The sequence below is a fragment of the Methanomethylovorans hollandica DSM 15978 genome (assembly GCF_000328665.1).
GTDB classification, from domain to species: Archaea; Halobacteriota; Methanosarcinia; order Methanosarcinales; family Methanosarcinaceae; genus Methanomethylovorans; species Methanomethylovorans hollandica.
In genome coordinates, this window is the sequence record NC_019977.1 from 1,336,252 (window position 1) to 1,359,115 (window position 22,864).

Genomic DNA, 22,864 nt, shown 5'->3' on the forward strand with positions numbered 1-22,864 from the left:
ATAAGAAGAAAAATATCTCGATAGCTGCACACATGGTCTGAAGCATATCCCTCGGGCATAGACAGGGAGCTTCATATAGAGGTATAGATCAACAGTTTTCAGAAAACATGAAGCAGAGGTTTATATAGGATTACCGTTTTTCTTAACAGCTCCACTTAAGTGAGGCTGTATAAACTCATCTACTTAAATGCTTTTTGAATAATTATTTTGTCTTTCTTCCGTGTATGAGTCTCTGTCTACTAAGCCCACCGTTTTTCACCTACTGATCTTCGGTTAAAGTTTATTATAGAATTAATACTATATAAAAATATTCACAATAATATATGTGGAAGTTTATATAATTGTGCAGCGATTCTATCAAAAATAATCTTACAGCAAGTAATGAAAATTAAATTAAATTAAATTAAATTAAATTAAATTAAAGTGGATTCAGATCAACTCTCTGTTTTTTATGCCAATGTCCATGTGTAATGTACAATTAATACCATGCTTCAAGTGTCACATATCCCTTCCAAAGATTATCCTCCCTTCTATTACACTCTGTGAAATCACAACTTTACTTATATTTACATGTTAAAGTTTCCTAAATATGTTTATCTATTGATCTGTCAACCTTTTTATAGTGAAAGTTCCTTCACTTGGAGAAAATGATGTACCTTTAAATTTGGACCCGGGTAAAAAGATGAACTCTCCAGCAATTGAAATGAAGTGTAGAAAGCCTGAGATACTGGCTCCGGCAGGCGATATGGAAGCATTGAAGGCAGCTATAAAAGGAGGAGCAGATGCCATATATCTGGGTGTGGGTGAGTTCAATGCACGCCAGGGTGCTACCAATTTTACCGTGGAGAAACTGGAAGAAGGTATAGATCTTGCTCATTCTTATAATATTTTGGTATTCCTGGCACTGAATATCCCAATCAAGGAACATGAACTTCCTTCGGTGCTCGAGATAGTTCATAGTTCTTATATGATAGGTATAGATGCAGTCATTGTAGAAGATCTCGGACTTGTGGATATACTGCACAGCAGATATCCCGACCTTCCTCTTCACATAAGTACGCAGGTCACTGTGCACAATACAGCTGGAGTGCACTTTCTTGAACAAATGGGTGTTTCCCGTACTATCCTTTCCAGGGAACTTACAACAAGCGAACTGAAGCATATAATAGATAATACTAACATCAGTGCTGAGATCTTTGTGCATGGTGCCTTGTGTTATTCTTACTCCGGCAGATGTCTCTTCAGCAGTTTTCTCACTGATCGCAGTGCAAACAGGGGCGCATGCGCTCAGCCCTGCCGCAGACGCTACAGGTTATTCGTTGATGGCGGGGATGTAAGTAACCTGATGGATGGTGAGTATCCCATAAGCTGCGCTGAACTGTGTACTCTTGGAGGGATAAGGGAAATAATAGACACCGGTGTGCAAAGCCTGAAAATAGAAGGCAGGATGAAAAAACCGGAATATGTTACGGCCAGTTCCAGAGCCTATAAGACAGCTGTGGAAAAAGCATGTGCCAGCGGAAAGAACCTCGAAGACGCCGAACTCACTTCCATGAAGACTGAACTTGCCAAGCTGTTCTATCGGGGTTTTACGGACGGTTTTGTACTTGGAGCTCACGATGTGACACATGCAAAATACAGCTCCAATTACGGTGTTCTTCTCGGAAAAGTAAAAGAGGTCCTATATGCGGATAACAGTGCCGGTATCAAGCTGTTTCTTGAAGACAATGTACATGTGAATGATGGTGTGAGCATAAATACCAATAAAAAAATGCTTGGTTCTAAGATCAATGCTATTGAACTCCTTAACCGGAAAAAGGTTGAAAGAGCAGAAAAAGGCACTACTGCAATTCTGCATATTAGCCCAAAAACAGCAAAAGCAGTGCGTAGCGGCGATGAGGTATATATCTCCACAGATACTGAACTATTGGATGACCTGCAAAAGCAGGAATTGATCAAAATTCCTGTGGACATTCATGTAAAAGCTTTCAGGGGCCAGCCGCTTTGGATCAAGGTAACTGAGAGCAGATGCAGTGTTGAATATTTCGATGAATATATGGTACAGGAAGCCAGAAGTGCCCCTACCACACAGGAGCAGATAATAAAATCCATTGATAAACTGGGGGATACTCCATATCATGCTGGCTCCATAGAAGTAGATGCTGATAATGAAATATTCATACCTGTAGGCGTGCTTACTGCTGCCAGGCGTAATGCGCTGGACAAACTCAGACACAATATTCTACAAAGTTACAAAAGGACATCCCCTTCTTTTCAGCTATGTGATGTTGTTTCCTGCTCTGGCTTGCCTTCCTCTGCATCCCTGGAACCTACTTCATTTTCACGATCCCATGGAAAACAGCAGCAGGACAAGCCCCTCATGAGTGTGGAAGTAGGTGATATTGCATCTTTGTTCCTGGCTGCGAGAAATGGGGCTGATATAGTATATTTGCCACTGGATTGTTTTGAGGAGCTGTTCCGGGATAACAATAATGCATCCCTGGAAGAGATCAGAACAAAAGGTACGGAGATAGTATTCATCACACCTCAGATCACCCATGACAGTGAAATGGAAGCCCTGATGCCCCTTATTTCAGCTGTGAAGCACGCTGGCTATAATCTCGCCTGCTCCAATCTTGGAACCTTACAGCTTGCCAGGGAATTCAATATCCCCTTTGTTGCACAGAAGGAATTCAATATATACAATTCGTACACTGCTCTTCGTTTTTTTAATTCGGGAGCTTACCGTGTCACTCTTTCCAGTGAACTGAACCTTGAAGAGATCGGAAATGTCTGCAAGGCACTGGCAGCCTGCAAGCACCCCGTACAATCAGAGGTGCAAATACATGGACGGGAACTTATGCTCATCACCAATAATGATCTGCTAGGACCGATAGCAGCCCGGAGCCTGCTTGGTGAAGGTGCTGAAGTATATCTGGAAGATCAGCAAGGTAGTAAATTCCCCCTTAAAAGGATCGGACATAGGACACTTATATATGATGCAAAGGTTTTGAACATGGCAGAGCATGCGGAGCAACTGCTTTCATCAGGAGTACATGTTCTGAGGCTTGATCTGTCTCTTTACAAAGGGAAAGCCATAAGGGATATCATAAGAAACTATAGGCTGGCATTGGATCAAAAGCGAATACGAAATATAATATATAAAGGGGAAACAGTAACTACCGGTCATTTTTTCAAGGGAGTATGACCCTTTTTGATGGATTTTTATTTACGTTGACCTTTGTTCCCGGAGGTTTTTCGGACAATACATTGTGAAATTATAATGGCATTATAATTTTTGATGTCATACTAAATTAACTTCAATTTATGTTATATAGAATAAGGATTATCTCAAAGAGTGCCGCTTGAGAGCATTTCTCGAGAGGACTGATAGCGGGTTGGAAAACGGGGAATTCCCATGGGAGTGGGTTCATGAAAATGGTGTCTTTGTGTTGAAAGACACGCATTTTCATATGAGAAGGGATACATAAAGAGATGTAAACAATGGGATCGTTGAAGAGATGTCCGGAATGTCATGCGAAATTTCTGGAAGTTGAAAAAGGCATGCAGGTCTGCAAAGTGTGTGGCTACTGGACAAAAAAAGGTACAGCAAGAATTGAATCAATAATGATATATGGGTGAGGGGAAAAAATGAGTGGGACCTTAAAGAGAATATGCATCAATTGTAAAAGCGCACTGAAAAAACAACAACTTGGATTAAGCGTTTTGTATTATTGTCCACATTGCGGTGTCATGACCACTGCAAATATAATATGAGATAAAAAAAAGAGTTGATACTGCACTCTTTATTTCTTTTTTTTCCCTGATATTCTTTTTTCAGATGAACTTACAATGGTACCGTTTCTTTCAGATGGGATCTTACAGTATTCCTAAAATAATGAATGTCAATAGGCTTTGAAATATACCCGCTGCATCCGGCTTTGATAAAAATTTCTTCATCGCCTCTCATGGAGTAGGCTGTGAGAGCTACTACAGGTATGTCTTTTGTATTCATATCTGATTTAATCTTGGAGAGTACCTCCATTCCATCCATTTTAGGAAGCTGGATGTCCAGGAGTATCAGATCCACTCTTTGTTCTTTGACCTTTTCCAAAGCTTCAAAACCATCGATTGCCTGGATAACATAATAGCCAAAAGATTCCAGCAGATCAACGGTCAGTTCCATGTTTATCGGATTGTCCTCTACGACCAGTATTCTTTCCATTTAATTCACTTCTTTTAGATTTTATGGCCGGTATTAGTCAGTACATAAAGTATCTTGAACAGATTGTACATACTAATTTTAGATCATATTTTATATAATCAATAGTATTTTTATACTATATAACTATATTTGAACCTTTGATATCAGATACCAGGAATCAAACTTATTTGATTTCTTTTCTTCTTGCAAGTGCACTACAAAAACATTTCTCTATCAGGTCTAAGTTTCCATCCATCTCAATGATCTCAAAATTAAATTTTCTGGCAAATTCTTCCACCCTGTCATCAAATCCCTGCTCGTAGACCAGACCTGTGTTCAGCTTTGCTACTTTTTTGTAGCCTGCATAATCAAAAACATACTTTGCCATTTTGATGTTATCCGGATCATTAGTTATTCCCGCAGACATGATCATTTCTTTCCAGTTGGCAGCCCACATAGGAGTCATAAAAAAAGTGCCTATTCCTCTGAAACTTTTCAATTTAGAAAGATAGGCGGCCCTTCCACCGAGCACTGCTCCTATACAGTCATCTACTATTTCACCATTTTCTTCCTTAAGGATATATACCGGACAGGCACATTTGCTCATTTCGGTTTCTACCTTACGCAAAACATTACCGCACAGACCATAGAATAAGAGGACGGTCTGTGAGTATGCGCTCATCTGTTCTATTTTTCCGTAAACCGTGCTTCTGAGATTTTCAGGTATTGCATGTAATGCAAGTTCAAGCATATGAATTACAACTATAGTACTATCCGGAGAAATATCTTTTATGAACTCTGGTACTTTTTCAAGAGATAAAGCATTATATGTACATCCAGATTGATCTAATTTTCTGGCAATGCTTGTACTATTCTCATCCTCGACCAGGACCAGCGCAGCAAAATTCCCGTGTTTTTCTATCATGTAGACGAGCTCATCCTCGAACATCCTGCAGGCAATGATACTAAGCACGAACATGTGATCACCTTTAAATCCAGAGGATTATATGAGCTTCAGCTTTATAAAGAGGTCACACCCTTGCGGAGTACGCTGTGGACATATCCAAAAGACAGAGTTATTAAGAGAATAAAAGACATGATTTATAGTTAAACACCGATGGTTTGTAACTTATGAATGCTAAAATCGCATTCAATAGATGGTGATGTTAATACCATAAGTTTCAAACAAATGGTTAATAACTATAATTATAAGATAGTTGATTCTTACCTTTTTGCCAAAATTCTTCGAATTTTACATGTAGTTCATTTGACAATTCTCGGTCATATATTTTTATCATGCCAAAAATTTTATCTACAGAAAGCGGATCATTGATTTCTAATATTACCAGATCCAAGTCAATCAATATAAACCTGTTAGGAGTATCCAGAGCCTTTACTTCAAGATGTTCCGATAAATTCTGTATTAAGACTTCATCTTCTGCAGAATTATGCCATTCCCTCAGGGCTTCAGACAAAGTTGGATTTGGATCTATCATTCTTATTTTAATTCCTTTTTTCACTAACGGAAGAAGAGTATCATGGAACATTGAAGCAAACATATTCTTGAATTGATTGGATTCCATTGATCTTATATTCCCTGGAACAACAACACAAATTTCATTTTTAGCTTCATGGTAAACATTTTTGATCATTTTCATGACCTCTTCGTCTCCCATTGCCGCCGACCAGAAATACTTCTCTCTCTCTTCCTGAATATTATAATGTGATAAAGCTTTTTTAAGATCATCTACTGTTTTTCTCAGTGTGCTCAGCTCTCTTTGCATTTCATTTTCTTTCCGCATGAAGAAATTTTCAAAAGCTAAATTTGCTTCAATTGCACGATATTTTTTTGGTCTGGAATGCTGGACTTCGACAAATCCCATGTTTTCCAGATTATCAAGCACTGCATAAATTTTGCCTGTTGGTATTTTTGACCTTTTTGAAAGTAGATTCGCATCTGTAAATCCTTCTTTCAAGAGAGTCAAATAAGCAGCTGCCTCATACTTATTGAATCCTGCATTCCTTAGCCACTGTTCATATTCTATCGTTGAACTACTTTGAGGTTTATTGTGGAGTGAAAATCCCATATACAAACAACCACATAGTTGTTTATAATTATTGTGTTATGAGATATCATGCTTTAATATACATTTACAAAATATTACCAAATAACAAGGTGTCCTTTATGAAAATAAACACACGAAATATCACCGTCTTTATGTTAATTCTATCACTGATCATTGGTACATCAATCGTATCTTCTGCGAAAATCAGTGGAATTGGAATAAACGCCATGGAAGTCACGCCACTGCCGGCAGAGCCTGGGAACGATGTTACTCTTAAGATAAGGGTCACAAACGAAGGTGTGCAGAAAATCGAAGACTTTTCAGTTAAGATAAATGTGACGTATCCTTTCCACTTAAAGAGCGAAAGTAAAAATTTCGAGAACAAGAGGACATTAAGTGTAGGTTCATATGTGGATAATATCTATTATTTAACAGTTGATGCAGATGCAATATCTGGTCTCTATCCAGTAGAATTTGACATTTATGTCAACGATGTAATACTTAATCCATCAGATAACAACATTTATATTCAGGTTGTTGGAAAACCGGACCTTACAATAAAGGCCGATGCCATTGATAATATCGCCCCGGGAGATACATTTCCATTAAAGATTTCTGTGAATAATATTGGTACGGGCCTGGCAAAGAATGTAAAAGTCATTTCTGAATCTGAAAGCATATTGATACTTGGGTCCAACATTGCACTGATCGAGAAGATAATGCCGGCAGAGACATCACAAATCGAAAGTAGTTTTATTGCAAAAAATGATATGCATCCCGATGCACATCAATTTCCTATAACACTCAAATATATTGATGAACTGGGTGCAAATCATACTTCAACATACAATATCGGAATCAACATACTGAACCGTGCAGACATTGGAATCCAGAGTATAAAGGTAAATCCAGCCCAGATCACTTCCCTCGACGAAGTTCACATTACCGGAATTATTGAGAATACGGGAAATGGTGCTGCAGAGCAGGTGGTTGTGGAACTGAAAAATGAAGACACAAGCTACAAATCTTTCATCGGACAGCTCAGAAACGACGATGATTCTCCTTTCTATTTTGATATCGATCCAGGTTCTGCAGGGAAAAAGGATCTTAACATAACCATATACTACAAAGATGATTTTGGCTCACATAATATCCAGCAGTCAATACCAATGGAAGTAGAAAGACCAAAGACCAATATTATCCTGGTCATTGCCCTGTTGATCGTAATAGCCATACCAGTAGCTTATCTTGTATATAAGAGAAGGCGGAGTGAAAATGGAGAACAATGATCTTAAAGTAATGTTTTTTTTGGCATACAAGAACCTCACCAAAAGCAAAATAACTTTCATGGTCATTGTTGCCGTAATGGCCATGAGTTTCCTTTCCATTACTTTCTTTGCTTCGATCATTGATGGCCTGGGATATGAATTTGAAGAAGGGATGATCCGGGGGCAAACCGGACATCTCATGATAGAGCCTCAAGAAGATGAACTTTATATTTCAGGCTCAGGGAACCTTGTAAAAGACATCCGCAGAATTCCCGGCGTTGTAGGAGTTGCACGAAGACTTGATGCAAGCGCAGTAGCGAGGTATGAAACAATAGAGATAGGGAATCCCGTTCTCTTTATAGAACCTGAGAATGAGAAGGATGTATCAGACTACTGGAATAGCATTATTGTAGGGGAATATCTTTCAAAAAGAGATACAGCTGAATTACTGATAGGAGCAAATCTGGTTAAGTCCTACGCTGCAGAGGGAGACACACAAAAGAGATTTGATGTGGATGTGGGAGATAAGATCACATTGAGCTTCAGCAACGGGTTCGTAAAAGAGTACAGAATAAAGGGTATATATAAAACGGGATCACGGTTTGTGGATGACAAAATAATACTCAACTTCGACCAGTACCAGTTGATATTTGGTTCCACGGACGATATCGCATCTAACATCCTGATAGCACTTCCTCAAAGAGGTATGGAAGAACCTTATACAGAAAAGATAATCGATCTTGGGCTTAGTGAACAGATAAATAAATGGCAGACAAAAATGGGAGCTGTAAATCAGTTTGTGGGAAGTCTCCAGATCACAAATCAGATAACAGGCACTATCGGACTTCTAACTGCTTTTGCAACGATATATATAATAATATTTATCAACGTCACGAATAAAAGAAAACAGATAGGTATACTCAAAGCAGTAGGTATTAAAAAGCAAATAATCCTGGGATCATATGTCCTGCAGTCACTGGCCTATGGGATCACGGGTGTCATAATAGGAAATATAGTAATGAAGTTATTACTCATACTGCTGTCGATACATCCGCTTAGCATGCCGATCGGCCAAGTGGTCCCGATCCTGACCACGGAGAGACTTATGACAACCAGTGCCACACTTATACTGGCATCGATAGTTGCCGGTTTTTTCCCCTCACGAAAAGCAGCTGATGAAAATATACTGGATGCAATATTCGGAGGCTGAGCATGGAAAGGGTGATAATCAAGACCGAGAATCTTGAAAGGGTTTATACTACAGGTGCTGTTAAGACATATGCCCTTAGAGATATAAGTGTTGAAATAAACGAGGGTGAGTTTGTTGCCATTATGGGTAAGAGCGGAAGCGGCAAAAGCACTTTGTTGCATCAGCTGGGACTTCTGGATAAGCCTACAAAAGGCAGTATAACTATAGGTGGAAATGATGTCATTAATATTTCTGAAAAAGAGAGGACCAGATTCAGGCTCCATGAATTAGGTTATGTTTTTCAGTCATATAACCTGATACCAGAACTTACAGCTATTGAAAATGTCTATATTACGGCAATGGCAAGAAATCTGAAAAAAAAAGAGTACGAGAAAATGGCAGAGGAGATTCTTGCTGCAGTGGGACTAGAAGACAGGATGTATCACTACCCTTCCGAGCTTTCCGGGGGGCAACAGCAGAGAGTGTCCATTGCAAGAGCATTGGTCAATAAGCCAAAGATCCTCTTTGCGGACGAACCAACAGCTAATCTTGATTCTGCTTCATCTGAGGATGTCATAAACCTGTTCAGGAAATTCAATAAGGAGATCGGGCAAACTATAGTAATGGTCACACATGAGAAGGACGAAGGGGATAAGGCAGACCGGATAATCTGGGTCAAGGATGGATTATTGGATATGGACAAGCTGGAGAATGTTTAATATCAGAATTGTATAACAAGCACAGAAAGTTTGTAAAGAGAGCACAAGCTGTATCAGATAACACACACGTTCAGATAGCTAGTTGTGAGTATTTAAAGAGGATAGACACGTGCCGTGTATTCTAGAAACTTGCCTGTGCCAGCTGCATACTTGTAATTCATTAAAAAGTCAGTTGCCTTTTCGTTTTTTGCTGATATTGCTTTGCTGCCCTGATTAGAATAAAAGCAAATTAATTTTAGTTTATCTAAATTGTGAGAAACTGTAGCCAATAGACTGTAAAAGGAATACTTGCAGATGTCTGTTAGTATTTGACAATATCTTCAACATAACGGCTGTCATACCTTTGATTTTCTGAGTTAAACCCAAAGAAAACACTGATATAAGACTTATCAACGCCTTTGACAGTAGTAATACCGTGAATATAATATGCCGAATATGTATATATAAAAAAGTTCGCTCCTTATTCTTGTAATCATAGAACAATGGAGCTGATATTATGGTAATAATGGCATGGTATATCAAATGGAATGGAGCACTGCTCGGTAAAAGCAAGAAATTCTTCATGATCGATGGAGGAAAATACTTCGCTCCAGAAACATTGAATATGGAATACTTCAAGGACAATGGGAATCAAACATCATCTCCAAAGGGAAAGCTCAATTACTACGACATCGTTGTCAATGGTAAAGTGAATAAAGATGCAGCTTGGTATTATTCCGAGCCAACGGAAGAGGCGATCAAGGCCATAAATTCTGATTTTACAAATTATGTTGCTTTTGGAAAAGGTGTGGATTTATCAATATATCCCTAATCTATCCATTTTTAATTATTGTGAGTTTTTTCCAGGCAGTTATAGTTGAAACATAATGTATTGGAATACCATCGCACCTACAACCAGCTATCAGGATAAAGACAGTACTTAGCTAATTTTATCTCCCTTTTGTTCCTGCCACTGTTGAATTATCTTAAACACTGCACTACTAACTGAATTCTTAACTTTCTTCTTAACCATTCTTCAACAAACATAATAAATCTGGCAAACCTGAACTTATCCTCATCAATAGTTATTGGACCTGTTTGTGCTATTGTGAAATGCTTTTTCTGGAGGTAAAGCCATGCATTTCTGAGCAGGAATGATAGAAGCGTAAAGAAATATCTGAAAGTCACATCTCTTGTTGATGTTCTTGGTTTGACTATATTTCTCATCCTGTACGAGGACTCGATAGCAAATCGTCTTCTATAGACCGTACTAATCTTTCTTGGAGGCCATTTTACCCCATAAACAACAAACCCAAGGTTTTCACATCCATGTTTACCTCTTTTACCTTTGAGGTACTTTACATCAATTACAAAGTCTAAGTGAACTTCTTTCTTTTGAGCATTCTTCATTACATACTCAGTAGACCTTGCTTTTCTCCCATCTAGTAGTTGCTTTACCTCATTTCCCCTTTTTACTATTGGTATGATATGTGGGATATTCCTGTTCTGTAAGAACTCAAACACATCTACAGAATTGAATTCTCTATCTAAACAAAGTACCTTGATATTGAAATTTAGTTTTCCAATGAGATCTACAAAATAAGTAAGGTAATCGACCTTTGTTTTATTCGTCTCAACCGGAAGAACTGCAATAGTATACCTATCATTCTTGTTTATAATTGAAAGTGATACATATGAATAAAATGAGTTTGTAGATTTCTTGGCCTGACTACGTATCACATAGCCTTCATTGGATGAATCAGTCGTTCCGTAATAAGGATCATTTGTAAAATCGATAGCAAACTCATACTTTTTCATTGATTTTAGAGTACTGACAAAGGCTTGAAAAAGAATACTCTCATTTACCTTGATAAGCTCTGCAAGATTCAGTTTCTTGAGATGATATCTTAAAGACGTCTCACAGGGAATCTCTTGATAGTGTTTTGATGCAGAGTGAACTGAACTATTATCCACTGCCATACAGATAGCAGTGTAAAAAAGATCTTTGAGGGTCAGTGAACCATTTATATTGATATCGATATTATCTAAGAGTGGTTTAAGAGCAGTATCAATACATTGTTTTGGCCTTAATTCGACTTTATCACAGATCCTTGAATTGAATGGGAGAAATGACATATGGCGGCGTTCACGCCGCATATAAAGGTATCGGAAGAAGTTGCGATGTGGCTAAATTGAAATTAGCGAAGTACTGAAAGAGAATTGAATATTGCACATTATCTCTTAAGATTTTCAGAAAAGTCACACCCTTGCGGAGTACGCTGTGGACATATCCAAAGGACAGAGTTATTAAGAGAATAAAAGACATTATTTATAGTTGCTAACCAAACTTTTGTTACTTACTAAACCTAATAATAGATTATGGCTAAACCTGAACAAATTCCAATTGAACATCATCTTTCATCCGAGGAATTGCTTAAAAGAATAAAATCATTAGAAAAAGACACAAGAGTTTTACAGCGTCTTTATTTTGTTAAACATCGCTACGAAGGTGCTTCAGTTACAGAATCCGCCAAGCTCGTAGGAACCTCTAAACCTGTAGCTTATCAGTGGCAAGAACGCTGGAACAAGGATGGCTATGATGGTTTGATACCTCGGTTTGCAGGAGGATGTCCTTCCAAACTTTTTGATGAACAAAAAGAGAAATTAGAAAAGATTTTACATCAGAGGGATGATTGGTCAACAAAGGAAGTTAAGGAACTTATTTTCAATAAGTTCAATGTCACAGCAGATGTTGGAAATCCAATGCATACAGATGGTGTTATAGATCAATATCAAAATCAAGCTGCTCATATGGCCTATGAACTACATGTTAGTAATAGTTGGTCATCTGGTCACTGCTATAATAATATTGTAAAATCAAATATAGCTTATAAAACTGTGACAGACCCGGGAGTTGCCACCCAAAATTTAGCTAAATTTAGTAATCCCTATTATGATACATTATGGCTTGAAGTCAATAAAGGTATGCATCAGGATACATTGTACCAGAATGCTAATATTAAGTATATGACACAAGTTCTTGTTAGTCAGACATCTAAGTATGTTAATGGATTGGCATATTACCTAAAAAATTCTTAAAATTGAGTAATAATATAATGATTATGTAAATGATCATTATATTATTTTTCTATATGGTCAGTAAAATCAGACTTTAAAATATTGGAGATATATAATAGGTGATTCTAATGAATTTAAAAAAAATGCTGAGGTGGACCCCATTATTATTTGTTATATTATTACTGGTAGCAATTATTCTATTACCGTATGCTTTGGATAAAGGACTCCCATTATTTTATGTCACAAATGAAGATTACATGCCCCATAATCTAAAAGTGGAAGTGACAACTCTGTCAAATGAAACACTTTATAATGAGACCATTAACTTAAAAGCCCGTGATCAATTAAGGGTTGAGAGGAATTTATTAACCTTTGTAAAAATCAAACAAGCACCTAAGAGTGTGTTGAATTATAGAGTTACACTTGACTCGAATTTACCAGTTTCTAAAAATCTCACTGTTTCAGAGGGATTTTATGCATATATGATGATAGATAAATCAAATATATCTCTCGAATCAGCAACTTTCATGTAAATTTGATACTCAAAATATTAATTATTTTACTTAACTGGGTAAATACCAGTTTTTCTTTATTTATGGCTCTTTTGCTTAATTTACCCAGATTGGATTGTATAGTTCAAACTAAACCCACCCTGCCAGCCTCCTCTGGTATTGTTAACTAAAGATGGTTAACTCCTTATTTCTGTATTTCATTAATAGAAGAACAGAGTACTTCAGCATTTCAAGACTCTTAGTATAACACTTTGTCTTTCTTCTCAATCTTGCCAGGAAGTGTCTCAATATGCTGTTATATCCTTCAACGGTATATGTTTCAGCTTTGGATTGAGTATGGATAGTTTCTGGAAGAAACTCTGCATATGCTCTCCAGTAATCAGTCATCACTTTGTCTATCTTCTTCTTCTTCTCTAACTTTTCCCAGAATTGTTGTCCGGTTTACGTTCCTCTGCTACCAAAAGAGCAGTCGATGAACTTTTCCCCACCTCTATCAACAACAATCCATATCCAGCAATATTTTTTTTGTTCCCGATGTAGGTGTGCATCTCATCCAGTTCAACAATATCTATCTCATTTTCGCTTTTTAGTTCCTCGAATTCCTGACCAAACTTCTTTATCTATTTCTGGACAGAAACATGACTTACACCTAAAATTCGTCCTATTGAACGAAATCCTAATCCCTCAAGATAGAGTTGCAAAGCCTGTCTTTTAACAAAAGAAGAGAAAGCAGTTGATTCTATCTCTACTGAATAGTTATAGCTGCAATCATGGCAGTGGTATCGTTGGCGTTCACTTATTTTTCCGTTCTTTTTATGATTAGGGCTTTTGCACCGGGGACAGTTCATACAGAACTATAAGTCCTCATAACATCTACCTATGTTTACTTACCACTACCCCATTTTTAATTATTGTGAGTTTTCTCCAGGCAGTTATAGTTAAAACATAATGTATTGGAATACCATCGCACCTACAACCAGCTATCAGGATAAAGAGAATAGCCACTGGATGCAGTTTAATAAACTTTCATTGTGTTTTTAAGTTGACGCAAATCCATTCATGGCATCTACACAGAGCCTGAGATACATCACCCTTAAATAAGCAATGTTCCATCCTATCTTTAAGTATTAGTTAAACGGGTGAAACAATGGACACCTCTAAAAAGATAAAAAATACGGCTGAAAAGGAAAAAGACATTACAATCCCTACCATCGAAGAAGAGATAGATGCATGGTGCGAACTCCCGTCCAAGACATCAGATTCCAAAAGCATAGCTGATGTAGAGATAGATGACTGGTGTGCAGGCTCAAAGGAATCTGCTATCCAGCCGGAAAAGAAGAAAAAGAACTGATCTTTTAGGAGACATGCTTTAGGAGATCATTCTCCTTTCTTAATGGAAAGATAGAGACTTCCATGTCCAAAAGTTTCCCACAGTTCCAGATGTGTGCTTAACATCGTATCAGATGGCAATGCATACAATAACACTCCCTGTTGTAAAATCAGGAGAATCCATCAGTTCTTGGTAGCAAACTCGTAGAAATGTGAACCCATTAAACATTATAATTAAGCGAGCACTATAAAACTCTATTTAAACAAAAAAAATTGTATAATAAAAATAAAAAGAGGTGTAGAGGCAATTTCAATTATGGTATGACAAATACCATTGCAGCCACTACTGTAGTCCATTTTCCTTCTTTATCCCCTTTTGCACACTGGCAGGTGTGAAGTGAATCAAAGATATGGCCACTTGCTTTGTAAACCTGTTCACGCTCATGCCATGCAGATTCTACATTGAACTCAATACCCAATGTTGTTGCCAGCATGGTTGCAGCAAGGTCCTCTGCATATTCTCCTGCAGTGATCTCATCTTCTCCAAAGGAATGATGTTCTGAGATGTATCCATACTGTTCCTTTGCTGCCACTGGTATGGCAGTACCGATCGCAGCCGCCATAAGACGGTGAGGTTCATTTGTCTGGTTTCTTGCAAGGACACAATGAACTATAGCTCCTGGTTTTAGTTCAGGAAGACCTTCCTCCTTTTCTACTATCCTGCAATTCGGAGGCAATATGCTTGAAACAGATACGAGGTTATACTTCTCTATACCTGCATTCCTTAAGGCCAATTCAAAAGATGCGAGCATGTCTTTATGAACACCAGCGCCTTTGACCATGAAAGCTTTTGTTGGTATCATACTCACTCCAATCACAACTTCATATATTAAGGTTTTCTATTTTCGACACTTGCACACGATTCTTTAACGATCTGCTATGACTTATCTCTTTAAAAAACAGAAAAGGAAGTATGCAAAGGCTGACTGAAAACTATCAGCCCTGATTCCTGCGATGAAAGGCATACATCTGGACTTTTTTCATCTTTGCAAGGTTCTGGATCCTTTGTATCTCATCTTCTTCAATCACTCTTGCATCTATATAACCGCAGTCTGCAGCTTCGTTGAATATTTCATATCCTATAGAAGACCGGGTAAGCACGGAGGTCCAGCCATTGGGAGTTCCCACACCTCCAAAAGAGATATCAGTGTTTTCAGCAGCCATATCTGTGCAGTATTTGCATGAACTGCTACGATAATTATCAAGCTCCTGCAGATCAAAGTTTTCCTGTCCTGCTGCTGTTGTGACCTCGAATTTCCCTTTCCTGATCTTCATAGCTTCGATGTCTCCAAGATGCATGTTCTTGCCTTCAATGAACTGCTTCAGCCCCCCATAATCAAAACTGTCCATGCAGAACAGACCCAGCTTGAATATCCTTGCCCTCATGAACATGTGCAGGAAACCACGGGAACTTCTTTGCATCTTGTGTACGGCATCTATATTGCAGCTTGGGCCTACAAAGGCAATACTGTTCATCCCCTGTCGGATCGCGCTCATCAGGGCATCCATTGTCATACTGTGACTGTAGATACTACCTGAGGATTGCAAGAGATCCTCATATGTCCGTGCCACTATAGGCACGGGTTTCCATGGCTCTTCATCGGAACTTGCAGTAACGATAGCACAGTCGATAAGACCTTCCTCAAGACCATATGCAAGCATAGCAGTGACCACGCCCCCATCCTGCCCTTTGATCTCCTTAAGATTGGACTTTGCAGCATATGCTTGCCTCAGACAGCCTATCAAGCCTTCTTCAGTAGTTATTGTCCTCGGACACTGGTTGTAACATACTCCGCATGCTGTGCATTTACCTGTTAGCTTTGGTTGCCCCTCCTCTAAAGAAATGGAGTCACATATGGAAGCACAGGCGCCACACATCGTGCAGATGCCAGGTTTGATAATATCATTACGTAGTTTTGCAAAAGAGATCTTTTCACGCTCTTGTAGAGAGCGCTTAAGACGGATAGTGTTCCTTTCGACTCTATCCATGGATTTGTTGCAGGAAAACGGAGTCATACTATATTCTATTCTGTGACGTTCTCTTATAAAATCTATGTCCCTGAGAGGGGAGGGTTTACATTCGGCGCTTTTCAGCATCTTATTCACCTGCATGAAGATGCATGATGTTTTTGTATCAGCAAAATCTGCAAATTTAAGATAGAACTTGTATTATTTAATATTAATTTTAATTAAAAATCATTAGGTATTTAGAAAAGTTCATAGGCTTCTCTAAACTCATGGAAGTACTGACTGATCCAAATGCATTCCCCCTGCGCTGCAAGGGAATGTACTTCGATCTTAAGACAAACAAAACCTCATCATCTCACATTATGTACAGGTTGCGGCACTGCAACCCACAAGCAAAATCAATCTGGTAAATCCTTCATCCTTGAAGTCCAGGTTATCATCAAGGATAAATAAGGTTCTATAATTCCCTGCCCCAATTTTTAGCCTTCTCCATACTGTTATATTTGAATCATACCATTTTAGCTATAACTCTACCTGAAAACAGTTATCAGGAAAAAGAGAATGCCACTGATGACCTTATGATCATCAGCTCTCTTTTTCCGAGAATTGATTGTGGTGGTATGTGTGGATTTATATACTTCAATTGTTCAGCAAAGAGTTTTCTGAATTCCATTAAAACCCTCATAATAGCATTCAAAGAGGTTGTATCTATAGTTTTGATACAGACTCATTATTTATTCGATCAAAATACTTTGCAAGGGGTCTTTTAACCAATTCAGTTACAACAAAATATATTACTGCCAAAGACACGATCAAACCTAAATGAACCGGAGTAGGCGTTATAAATTCAAAGAACTTAGCTGTGGCAGGGATAATTGGCAATGCTATGGTCAAAACAACTGCTGCAATAGATAATAAAATGATTAGTGGCGCTGGCTTGCCTGCCTTTCCAATTGGCAACATCGAACGAATAGAGAACATTAAGAGCAATTCCGTCAGCACACTGCCTATATACCAGTTTGTCTGAAGGACCGCTGGTGAAATTCTATAGAATAGACCAAAATACATAAAATCAAAAACCGTACTGACTAGTCCAAGTGTAACAAATATGATGTACATGGAACGAAAATCATATTTTTGAGGATATTCTATCTCTTTTTCAGATACCTTATCGAAAGCTATGGCCATCATCGGGAAGTCCGAAAGAAGGTTCAAAAGCAGCAGCTGCTTAGGCAACATCGGCAAAAAGCTGATAAGTAACGAACCCACGGCTACAGCATAAAAGTTACCAAAGTTTGAGACAAGCGTTGCTCTGATATATTTCAACGTATTGGCATGGGTTTCCCTACCAAGACGAATCCCATCCACAATAACACGGAGGTCATTCTCAAGCAGGATAATATCAGCTGTTTCACGCGATACGTCCGAAGCCGATTGAACAACCATTGATACATCAGCCGCTTTAAGTGCAGGCGCATCATTGATGCCTTCACCAAGGAAGCCGACTGTGAACTGTGCCTTCAGCAATTTAATTAATTCCAGTTTCTGCTGTGGTGTTGTACGAGCAAATACACGTATGGAGCCCATTTTTTTATACTGTTCGGTACTAGGTAAGCTCAGGAAATCCGATGCTGTTATAACCTCACTGTTGTCAGAAACCAATCCTGCCTCTCTTCCTATTGCTTGAGCAACAATTAAAGCATCTCCTGTTATGATTGTGATGGCTACATTCAAACGTTTTGCCATTTTCACGGTTTCAACAGTTGTCGCCTTCAATTTGTCAACAAAGGATACAAAGCCTCCAAATTTTGCTCCGTTGCCGTCATCATAGCTGACTCCAAGTACCCGATGTCCAAGTTTTTCTTCATCTTCAAGCCAACTCCCGATTATTTGATCATCAATTAGCCCCTGAGTATCAAAATATTCGGGACTGCCTCTTCTTATATGTAATTGAGTTCCATCAGTATGAATTACAACAGCTCCATTGCTGCGAACAGCAGGATCAAAAGCTTCCTGTGTTATAATTTTATATTCATCTACTTCTTTTCGCTGCTCTGGGCTCAGGGACTCATCTGATGCGCGATCAAAAGGTTCAGGAATTCTTTCTTTTAATCCGATAGCTGCCAGCCTTGATAGAATGAGTGGATGATAAGGCGAGGATGGCATCTTGAATGCATTGGTTAATCTGAGTTGGTTTTCAGTTATTGTACCTGTTTTGTCTGTGCAAAGCAGATTGACAGATCCAAGATCCTGAACTGAAGTTAGTCTCTTAACAACTACCTTTCTTTTGGCAAACTGGAGAGCACCATTAGAGAGAGCAAAGGTGAGTACAAGAGGCAGCGCCTCCGGTATAACTGAAACTGCTAGCGCAATAGCAAAAATTAGCAGTTGAGGAAAGTCAGTATCTTTTCCTTCAATAAAGGCATTTGCCAGCACAATAAACAGCAGCGTAATCAGAGTTGTTTTCAGTATAAATTTACTAATGCGGTCAATACCTTTAACGAGCTCACTTTCAGCCTGAACTTCTGATGCTGTTTTTGCAATCCCGGCAAGCTTCGTGTTAATCCCGGTTGCAGTGACTTCAGCCAGTGCATTCCCGCTAACAATGACAATGCCCTGCAACAATCGATTCTCATCTGTTATCGTCTGATCGTCAGACAATACAGCCTGCTTTATAACCGGTATGCTCTCCCCTGTAAAAGTAGTCTCATCAACCTGCAAACTTCTTACTTCCCGGACTATACAATCAGCAGGAACAATATCTCCCGATTCCAGATTCAGAACATCTCCAGGCACAATCTGATCCGTCGAAACCTCTTGATCCTCACCGTCCCGAATCACGGTTATGGTACTGCGCAGATAAGATTTCAACTTATCAGCTGCTGCATTTGATTTATACTCCTGATATACATTGAGTGCAGTTCCCATGAACACGAAAAAAAGAATGAATGCCGCATCAATGGGTTCACCCAAGAGATACGTCACAACCGCCGCGGCAATCAATAGCAGATTGAAAATACCTTTGAATTGACGGAGTATAAGTTTTAAGAATCTATGCCGTGGAACAGGTAATGAATTTGGCCCGTATTCCCTTAATCGCTTTTGAGCCTCTTCCTTAGTCAGCCCTTTTACCGTATTTATCATTTGTATTAACATCCTTAATCATGTATACGATCAATATCCGAGCTTTTTTAAGACATTGACTAATCAATATTTCCTTCATACCTCATTCCAGCATAACATGAATCATGCAATATCCGATCCCTTTGAAAACAATATTCAGTCTTTCATATCTGCTTGATACCTTTCTAAATCCCATCTCCTATTATGCAAAGAATCATGTTATTGTTCCTCTTTTATGGCTTTGTATCTAAAAAGCTGTAAAATATGATAGTTCTGTACCTTAGTAGAATATTGCGAACAACTCGGAAGATACAAGACCATGAATCTATATGACCTGTTAGAAGATTATTTTGTCGATAGAAAGGATAGATAAGGAAATCAAAAGAAGGAACAAAGTCATTGGTACATTTCTCAATGAGGAAGCTCTATTGAGATTTTCAGTCTTAATATCGATCGATATCAATAAAGAGTACATCACTGGAAACAAATATGTATCTATGAAGGAGTAAGAATATACCAGAGCTACAGGGGGAATTTACGGCAAAATGGGGACGCTGCCAAAATGGTGCTTATGTACGTAGAAAAAGAGTTTTGAAACAGGTTCGTAATTCACCGACTTGCAGAATAATAAATTAAAGGCTTACGGGGGTAACTTATGAGAAACGGTATATTGATGCAATATTTTGAATATGCAATGGCAAATGACGGTCAGCACTGGAAGAACTTAAAAGCTGACGCTCATCATTTAAGTGAAATGGGAATTACAGCTGTTTGGATACCACCTTGTTTCAAGGGTACCTCTTCCAGTGATACAGGCTACAGTGTGTATGATCTATATGATTTGGGAGAATTTGACCAGAAGGGTACCATAAGAACGAAGTACGGAACTAAAGATGAGCTGATCGAAGCTATTAATGCACTGCATGAAAAAGGAATACAGGTATATGCCGACATAGTGCTAAACCATAAAGCCGGAAGCGATGGAACTCAGACCTTTAAGGTGGTTGAGGTTGAATTTAACGATAGAACCAAAGTTATTTCAGATCCTTATGATATTAAAGGCTGGACTAAATTCACCTTCCCGGGAAGAAATAATAAATATTCTGATTTTAAATGGTCCTTTGAGCATTTTACAGGAGTTGATTACAATGAAGCAAACGGAAAGACTGCCGTATATAAAATTCTCGGAGATAACAAGGATTGGGCAGAGAACGTTGATAAAGACCTCGGCAACTTTGATTATTTGATGTTTGCGAATATTGACTTTGATCATCCGGACGTTAAAAACGAAATATACAAATGGTTCAAGTGGTTCGTAAATGAAACAAAAGTCGATGGTGTGAGAATTGATGCAATCAAGCATATAAATCAGGATTTTATCAAAGAGTTCTTAAAGTTCATTAAAAAAGAGCAGGGTGAAGAGTTCTATGTTGTAGGCGAGTATTGGCAATCAAACCATGAGGTATTAGACGATTATCTGGAAGAACATCTTCTGGATATGTATGATGTTCCATTGCATTTTAATTTCCATAGGGCATCTAAAGAGAGTAACAGCTTTGATATGAGGACAATTTTCGACAATTCATTAGTTAAAACTCATCCCCAGCTTGCAGTAACCTTTGTAGACAACCACGACTCACAACCGATGCAGGCATTAGAATCCTTTGTGGAGGATTGGTTCAAACCGCTGGCGTATGCATTGATCCTGTTAAGAAAGGATGGTTATCCTACGATATTTCACGGAGATTACTACGGAATTGCTAATGTAGAAGGACACAGGCCAATGCAAAATGTTATTGACAATTTGATCAGAATCAGAAAAGAGAATGCTTACGGAGAACAACAGGATTATTTCGATCATGGAAACACAATCGGCTGGATAAGGCTCGGAACCGAAGAGCATCCTAACGGCTGTGCAGTAGTATTAACGAACGGATCAGACGGAGAAAAGGATATGTATGTGGGGCAGATCCATTCGGATGAGATATGGATTGATCGTGTGGGCAATAATCCTGCAGAAGTAGTTATTGATGAACAGGGAAAGGGGACATTTCCAGTTTCGGGAGGTTCGGTTTCCTGCTATACAAAAAAAGAATAGTACAAAAGCTTTTAAGAAGGTTTAATTGAGCAAATTATGAATGGGGGTAATAGTGTATGGTTAATAATTTATTTGATCTAAGTGGCAAAGTTGCGATTGTAACTGGTGCCTCCAGTGGATTAGGGATTCAGTTCGCTAAAGCATTAGCTAGTGCCGGAGCAAATATTACGATTGCAGCAAGAAGAGTTGAGAAGTTAAAAGCACTTGAGATAGAACTGGAGAAATTTGGCATAAAGTGTCTCACAGTAAAGTGCGATGTTTTAAACGAAGATGATATTATAAATGTAGTCGAACGCACAGTTGAAGAATTTGGGAAAATCGATATTCTGGTAAATAACGCAGGAACCTCTTCTTCTGCGCAGGCGGAAGATTTGACTGGGGAAGAATGGGATACAGTACTTAATACAAATCTTAGAGGTGTGTTTTTCTTCTCAAAGCATGCTGCAAAAAAGATGAAAGAACGCAATTATGGAAGAATAATTAACATAACTTCAATGTATGGTGTAATTGGAAATACACAAAATCCACTCTCTTCCTATCATGCATCAAAAGGGGGAGTAACCAATCTTACTCGAGCACTAGCAGGAGAGTGGGCAAAATATGGAATTACCGTAAATGCCATAGGACCTGGATTCTTTGAATCTGAAATGACAAAGGAAATGGTTTCTGATGATAGTTTTAAGGATTTTGTTCGGTCAAGATGTCCTATGAAACGAATTGGTAAACCGGGTGAGATGGATGGTTTACTGATATACCTTGCATCTGACAATTCTAGTTATTTGACAGGACAAGATATCTGTGTTGACGGTGGATGGACTGCTGTATAATCATTAAAAAGAAAATATACTTTTTGTAGTCACCTGTGGATGATGGAGTTAGCAGCTGAAAAGTACCATTATAGTCTTAAGGGATACTTATTTGCCTCACGGTCTGAGTAGCCTTCCCCTGCTTGTCCGGAGGATATCCATACTTAGGTAATATCCTCTTCACAAGCACACACATCTGTGAAAGGACATTCTCACGAACGGTACAGTCAATAGTAACATTGGAAAGCACAGTGTTTACCAGCTCCTGTGCCATTGTCCGCATGGTCTCATCACCTAACACTTTAACAGCACTATCATTCTTTTCCAGTGCATCATAGAAAAGTGGGACACGTTTATTACTTTTGACTGTAATATTTTGGTAGCTACTATATGTGATTACAGATGAAAATACCAAACCTTAAAGGAAAACAATATGCATCTCACATCTTCATCTAAACGTAGCTT

Annotated in this window: 21 protein-coding genes and 1 pseudogene; 12 read left to right on the forward strand and 10 right to left on the reverse strand. The window is 38.5% G+C overall.

Features of this window, described 5'->3' with window-relative positions; translation table 11 throughout:
* The first annotated feature begins 622 nt into the window (after positions 1 to 622).
* Positions 623 to 3,208, forward strand: a complete 2,586-nt coding sequence (locus METHO_RS06440) for a DUF3656 domain-containing U32 family peptidase (RefSeq protein WP_015324729.1) — start codon at positions 623 to 625, stop codon at positions 3,206 to 3,208.
* 296 nt (positions 3,209 to 3,504) lie between these two features.
* The gene (locus METHO_RS13890; RefSeq protein WP_015324730.1) at positions 3,505 to 3,642 is read left to right on the forward strand and encodes a hypothetical protein; all 138 of its coding nucleotides are present in this window, start codon (positions 3,505 to 3,507) and stop codon (positions 3,640 to 3,642) included.
* Between the two features lie 205 nt (positions 3,643 to 3,847).
* Here METHO_RS13890 and METHO_RS06445 read toward each other — a convergent pair whose 3' ends face one another.
* The 3 genes from METHO_RS06445 to METHO_RS06455 all read right to left on the reverse strand — a co-directional run bounded on the left by METHO_RS06445 (position 3,848) and on the right by METHO_RS06455 (position 6,291).
* Positions 3,848 to 4,225 carry a response regulator gene (locus METHO_RS06445; protein WP_015324731.1) on the reverse strand — a complete coding sequence of 126 codons (378 nt, stop codon included), beginning with the start codon at positions 4,223 to 4,225 and terminating at the stop codon, positions 3,848 to 3,850.
* Between the two features lie 163 nt (positions 4,226 to 4,388).
* Positions 4,389 to 5,183, reverse strand: coding sequence for a DUF1638 domain-containing protein (locus tag METHO_RS06450; RefSeq protein ID WP_015324732.1), 795 nt, complete (start codon positions 5,181 to 5,183; stop codon positions 4,389 to 4,391).
* Between the two features lie 214 nt (positions 5,184 to 5,397).
* Positions 5,398 to 6,291: a TrmB family transcriptional regulator gene (locus METHO_RS06455; protein ID WP_015324733.1), complete on the reverse strand. Its 894-nt coding sequence runs from the start codon at positions 6,289 to 6,291 to the stop codon at positions 5,398 to 5,400.
* A 98-nt stretch (positions 6,292 to 6,389) separates the two neighbouring features.
* Here METHO_RS06455 and METHO_RS06460 point away from each other — a divergent pair, with 98 nt between their 5' ends.
* The 4 genes from METHO_RS06460 (at position 6,390) to METHO_RS06475 (ending at position 10,257) form a co-directional block, all read left to right on the forward strand.
* The gene (locus tag METHO_RS06460) at positions 6,390 to 7,559 is read left to right on the forward strand and encodes a COG1361 S-layer family protein (RefSeq protein ID WP_015324734.1); all 1,170 of its coding nucleotides are present in this window, start codon (positions 6,390 to 6,392) and stop codon (positions 7,557 to 7,559) included.
* On the forward strand, positions 7,546 to 8,748 hold the full coding sequence (locus METHO_RS06465; RefSeq protein WP_015324735.1) for an ABC transporter permease: 1,203 nt from the start codon (positions 7,546 to 7,548) through the stop codon (positions 8,746 to 8,748). Before METHO_RS06460 ends, METHO_RS06465 begins: the two co-directional genes overlap by 14 nt.
* A gap of 2 nt (positions 8,749 to 8,750) precedes the next feature.
* The gene (locus METHO_RS06470) at positions 8,751 to 9,446 is read left to right on the forward strand and encodes an ABC transporter ATP-binding protein (protein ID WP_015324736.1); all 696 of its coding nucleotides are present in this window, start codon (positions 8,751 to 8,753) and stop codon (positions 9,444 to 9,446) included.
* Between the two features lie 496 nt (positions 9,447 to 9,942).
* The gene (locus METHO_RS06475) at positions 9,943 to 10,257 is read left to right on the forward strand and encodes a DUF427 domain-containing protein (RefSeq protein WP_015324737.1); all 315 of its coding nucleotides are present in this window, start codon (positions 9,943 to 9,945) and stop codon (positions 10,255 to 10,257) included.
* 149 nt (positions 10,258 to 10,406) lie between these two features.
* Here METHO_RS06475 and METHO_RS06480 read toward each other — a convergent pair whose 3' ends face one another.
* The gene (locus METHO_RS06480; RefSeq protein WP_156811212.1) at positions 10,407 to 11,534 is read right to left on the reverse strand and encodes an ISH3 family transposase; all 1,128 of its coding nucleotides are present in this window, start codon (positions 11,532 to 11,534) and stop codon (positions 10,407 to 10,409) included.
* 270 nt (positions 11,535 to 11,804) lie between these two features.
* Between METHO_RS06480 and METHO_RS14395 the strand changes: the two genes are divergently transcribed.
* Both METHO_RS14395 and METHO_RS06490 read left to right on the forward strand, forming a co-directional pair.
* Positions 11,805 to 12,524 carry a helix-turn-helix domain-containing protein gene (locus METHO_RS14395; protein WP_015324739.1) on the forward strand — a complete coding sequence of 240 codons (720 nt, stop codon included), beginning with the start codon at positions 11,805 to 11,807 and terminating at the stop codon, positions 12,522 to 12,524.
* A gap of 107 nt (positions 12,525 to 12,631) precedes the next feature.
* Positions 12,632 to 13,036: a hypothetical protein gene (locus tag METHO_RS06490; protein WP_015324740.1), complete on the forward strand. Its 405-nt coding sequence runs from the start codon at positions 12,632 to 12,634 to the stop codon at positions 13,034 to 13,036.
* Positions 13,037 to 13,177: 141 nt separating this feature from the next.
* Here METHO_RS06490 and METHO_RS13290 read toward each other — a convergent pair.
* Positions 13,178 to 13,863, reverse strand: a pseudogene (locus METHO_RS13290) (IS1 family transposase).
* A 299-nt stretch (positions 13,864 to 14,162) separates the two neighbouring features.
* Here METHO_RS13290 and METHO_RS06505 point away from each other — a divergent pair.
* Complete coding sequence (locus tag METHO_RS06505; RefSeq protein WP_015324741.1) at positions 14,163 to 14,366, forward strand: hypothetical protein; 204 nt, start codon at positions 14,163 to 14,165, stop codon at positions 14,364 to 14,366.
* Positions 14,367 to 14,658: 292 nt separating this feature from the next.
* Here METHO_RS06505 and METHO_RS06510 read toward each other — a convergent pair whose 3' ends face one another.
* The 4 genes from METHO_RS06510 to METHO_RS06520 form a co-directional block, all read right to left on the reverse strand.
* Positions 14,659 to 15,207, reverse strand: coding sequence for a pyruvoyl-dependent arginine decarboxylase (locus METHO_RS06510; RefSeq protein ID WP_015324742.1), 549 nt, complete (start codon positions 15,205 to 15,207; stop codon positions 14,659 to 14,661).
* A gap of 133 nt (positions 15,208 to 15,340) precedes the next feature.
* A complete protein-coding gene (locus METHO_RS06515; protein WP_015324743.1) occupies positions 15,341 to 16,501 on the reverse strand; it encodes a Coenzyme F420 hydrogenase/dehydrogenase, beta subunit C-terminal domain in 1,161 nt (386 codons plus the stop codon).
* Between the two features lie 418 nt (positions 16,502 to 16,919).
* Positions 16,920 to 17,045: a hypothetical protein gene (locus METHO_RS14275; protein WP_281162778.1), complete on the reverse strand. Its 126-nt coding sequence runs from the start codon at positions 17,043 to 17,045 to the stop codon at positions 16,920 to 16,922.
* Positions 17,046 to 17,080: 35 nt separating this feature from the next.
* A complete protein-coding gene (locus METHO_RS06520; RefSeq protein WP_015324744.1) occupies positions 17,081 to 19,516 on the reverse strand; it encodes a cation-translocating P-type ATPase in 2,436 nt (811 codons plus the stop codon).
* Between the two features lie 329 nt (positions 19,517 to 19,845).
* Between METHO_RS06520 and METHO_RS13650 the strand changes: the two genes are divergently transcribed.
* From METHO_RS13650 to METHO_RS06530, 3 genes are all read left to right on the forward strand, one after another.
* Positions 19,846 to 20,004 carry a transposase gene (locus METHO_RS13650; RefSeq protein WP_172635188.1) on the forward strand — a complete coding sequence of 53 codons (159 nt, stop codon included), beginning with the start codon at positions 19,846 to 19,848 and terminating at the stop codon, positions 20,002 to 20,004.
* Between the two features lie 146 nt (positions 20,005 to 20,150).
* Positions 20,151 to 21,593 carry an alpha-amylase gene (locus METHO_RS06525; protein WP_015324745.1) on the forward strand — a complete coding sequence of 481 codons (1,443 nt, stop codon included), beginning with the start codon at positions 20,151 to 20,153 and terminating at the stop codon, positions 21,591 to 21,593.
* Between the two features lie 56 nt (positions 21,594 to 21,649).
* On the forward strand, positions 21,650 to 22,420 hold the full coding sequence (locus tag METHO_RS06530; RefSeq protein ID WP_015324746.1) for an SDR family NAD(P)-dependent oxidoreductase: 771 nt from the start codon (positions 21,650 to 21,652) through the stop codon (positions 22,418 to 22,420).
* Between the two features lie 76 nt (positions 22,421 to 22,496).
* On the opposite strand, the gene METHO_RS14280 is transcribed toward METHO_RS06530, so the two are convergent.
* Positions 22,497 to 22,814 carry a type I restriction enzyme endonuclease domain-containing protein gene (locus METHO_RS14280; protein WP_048831083.1) on the reverse strand — a complete coding sequence of 106 codons (318 nt, stop codon included), beginning with the start codon at positions 22,812 to 22,814 and terminating at the stop codon, positions 22,497 to 22,499.
* Between the last annotated feature and the right edge of the window lie 50 nt (positions 22,815 to 22,864).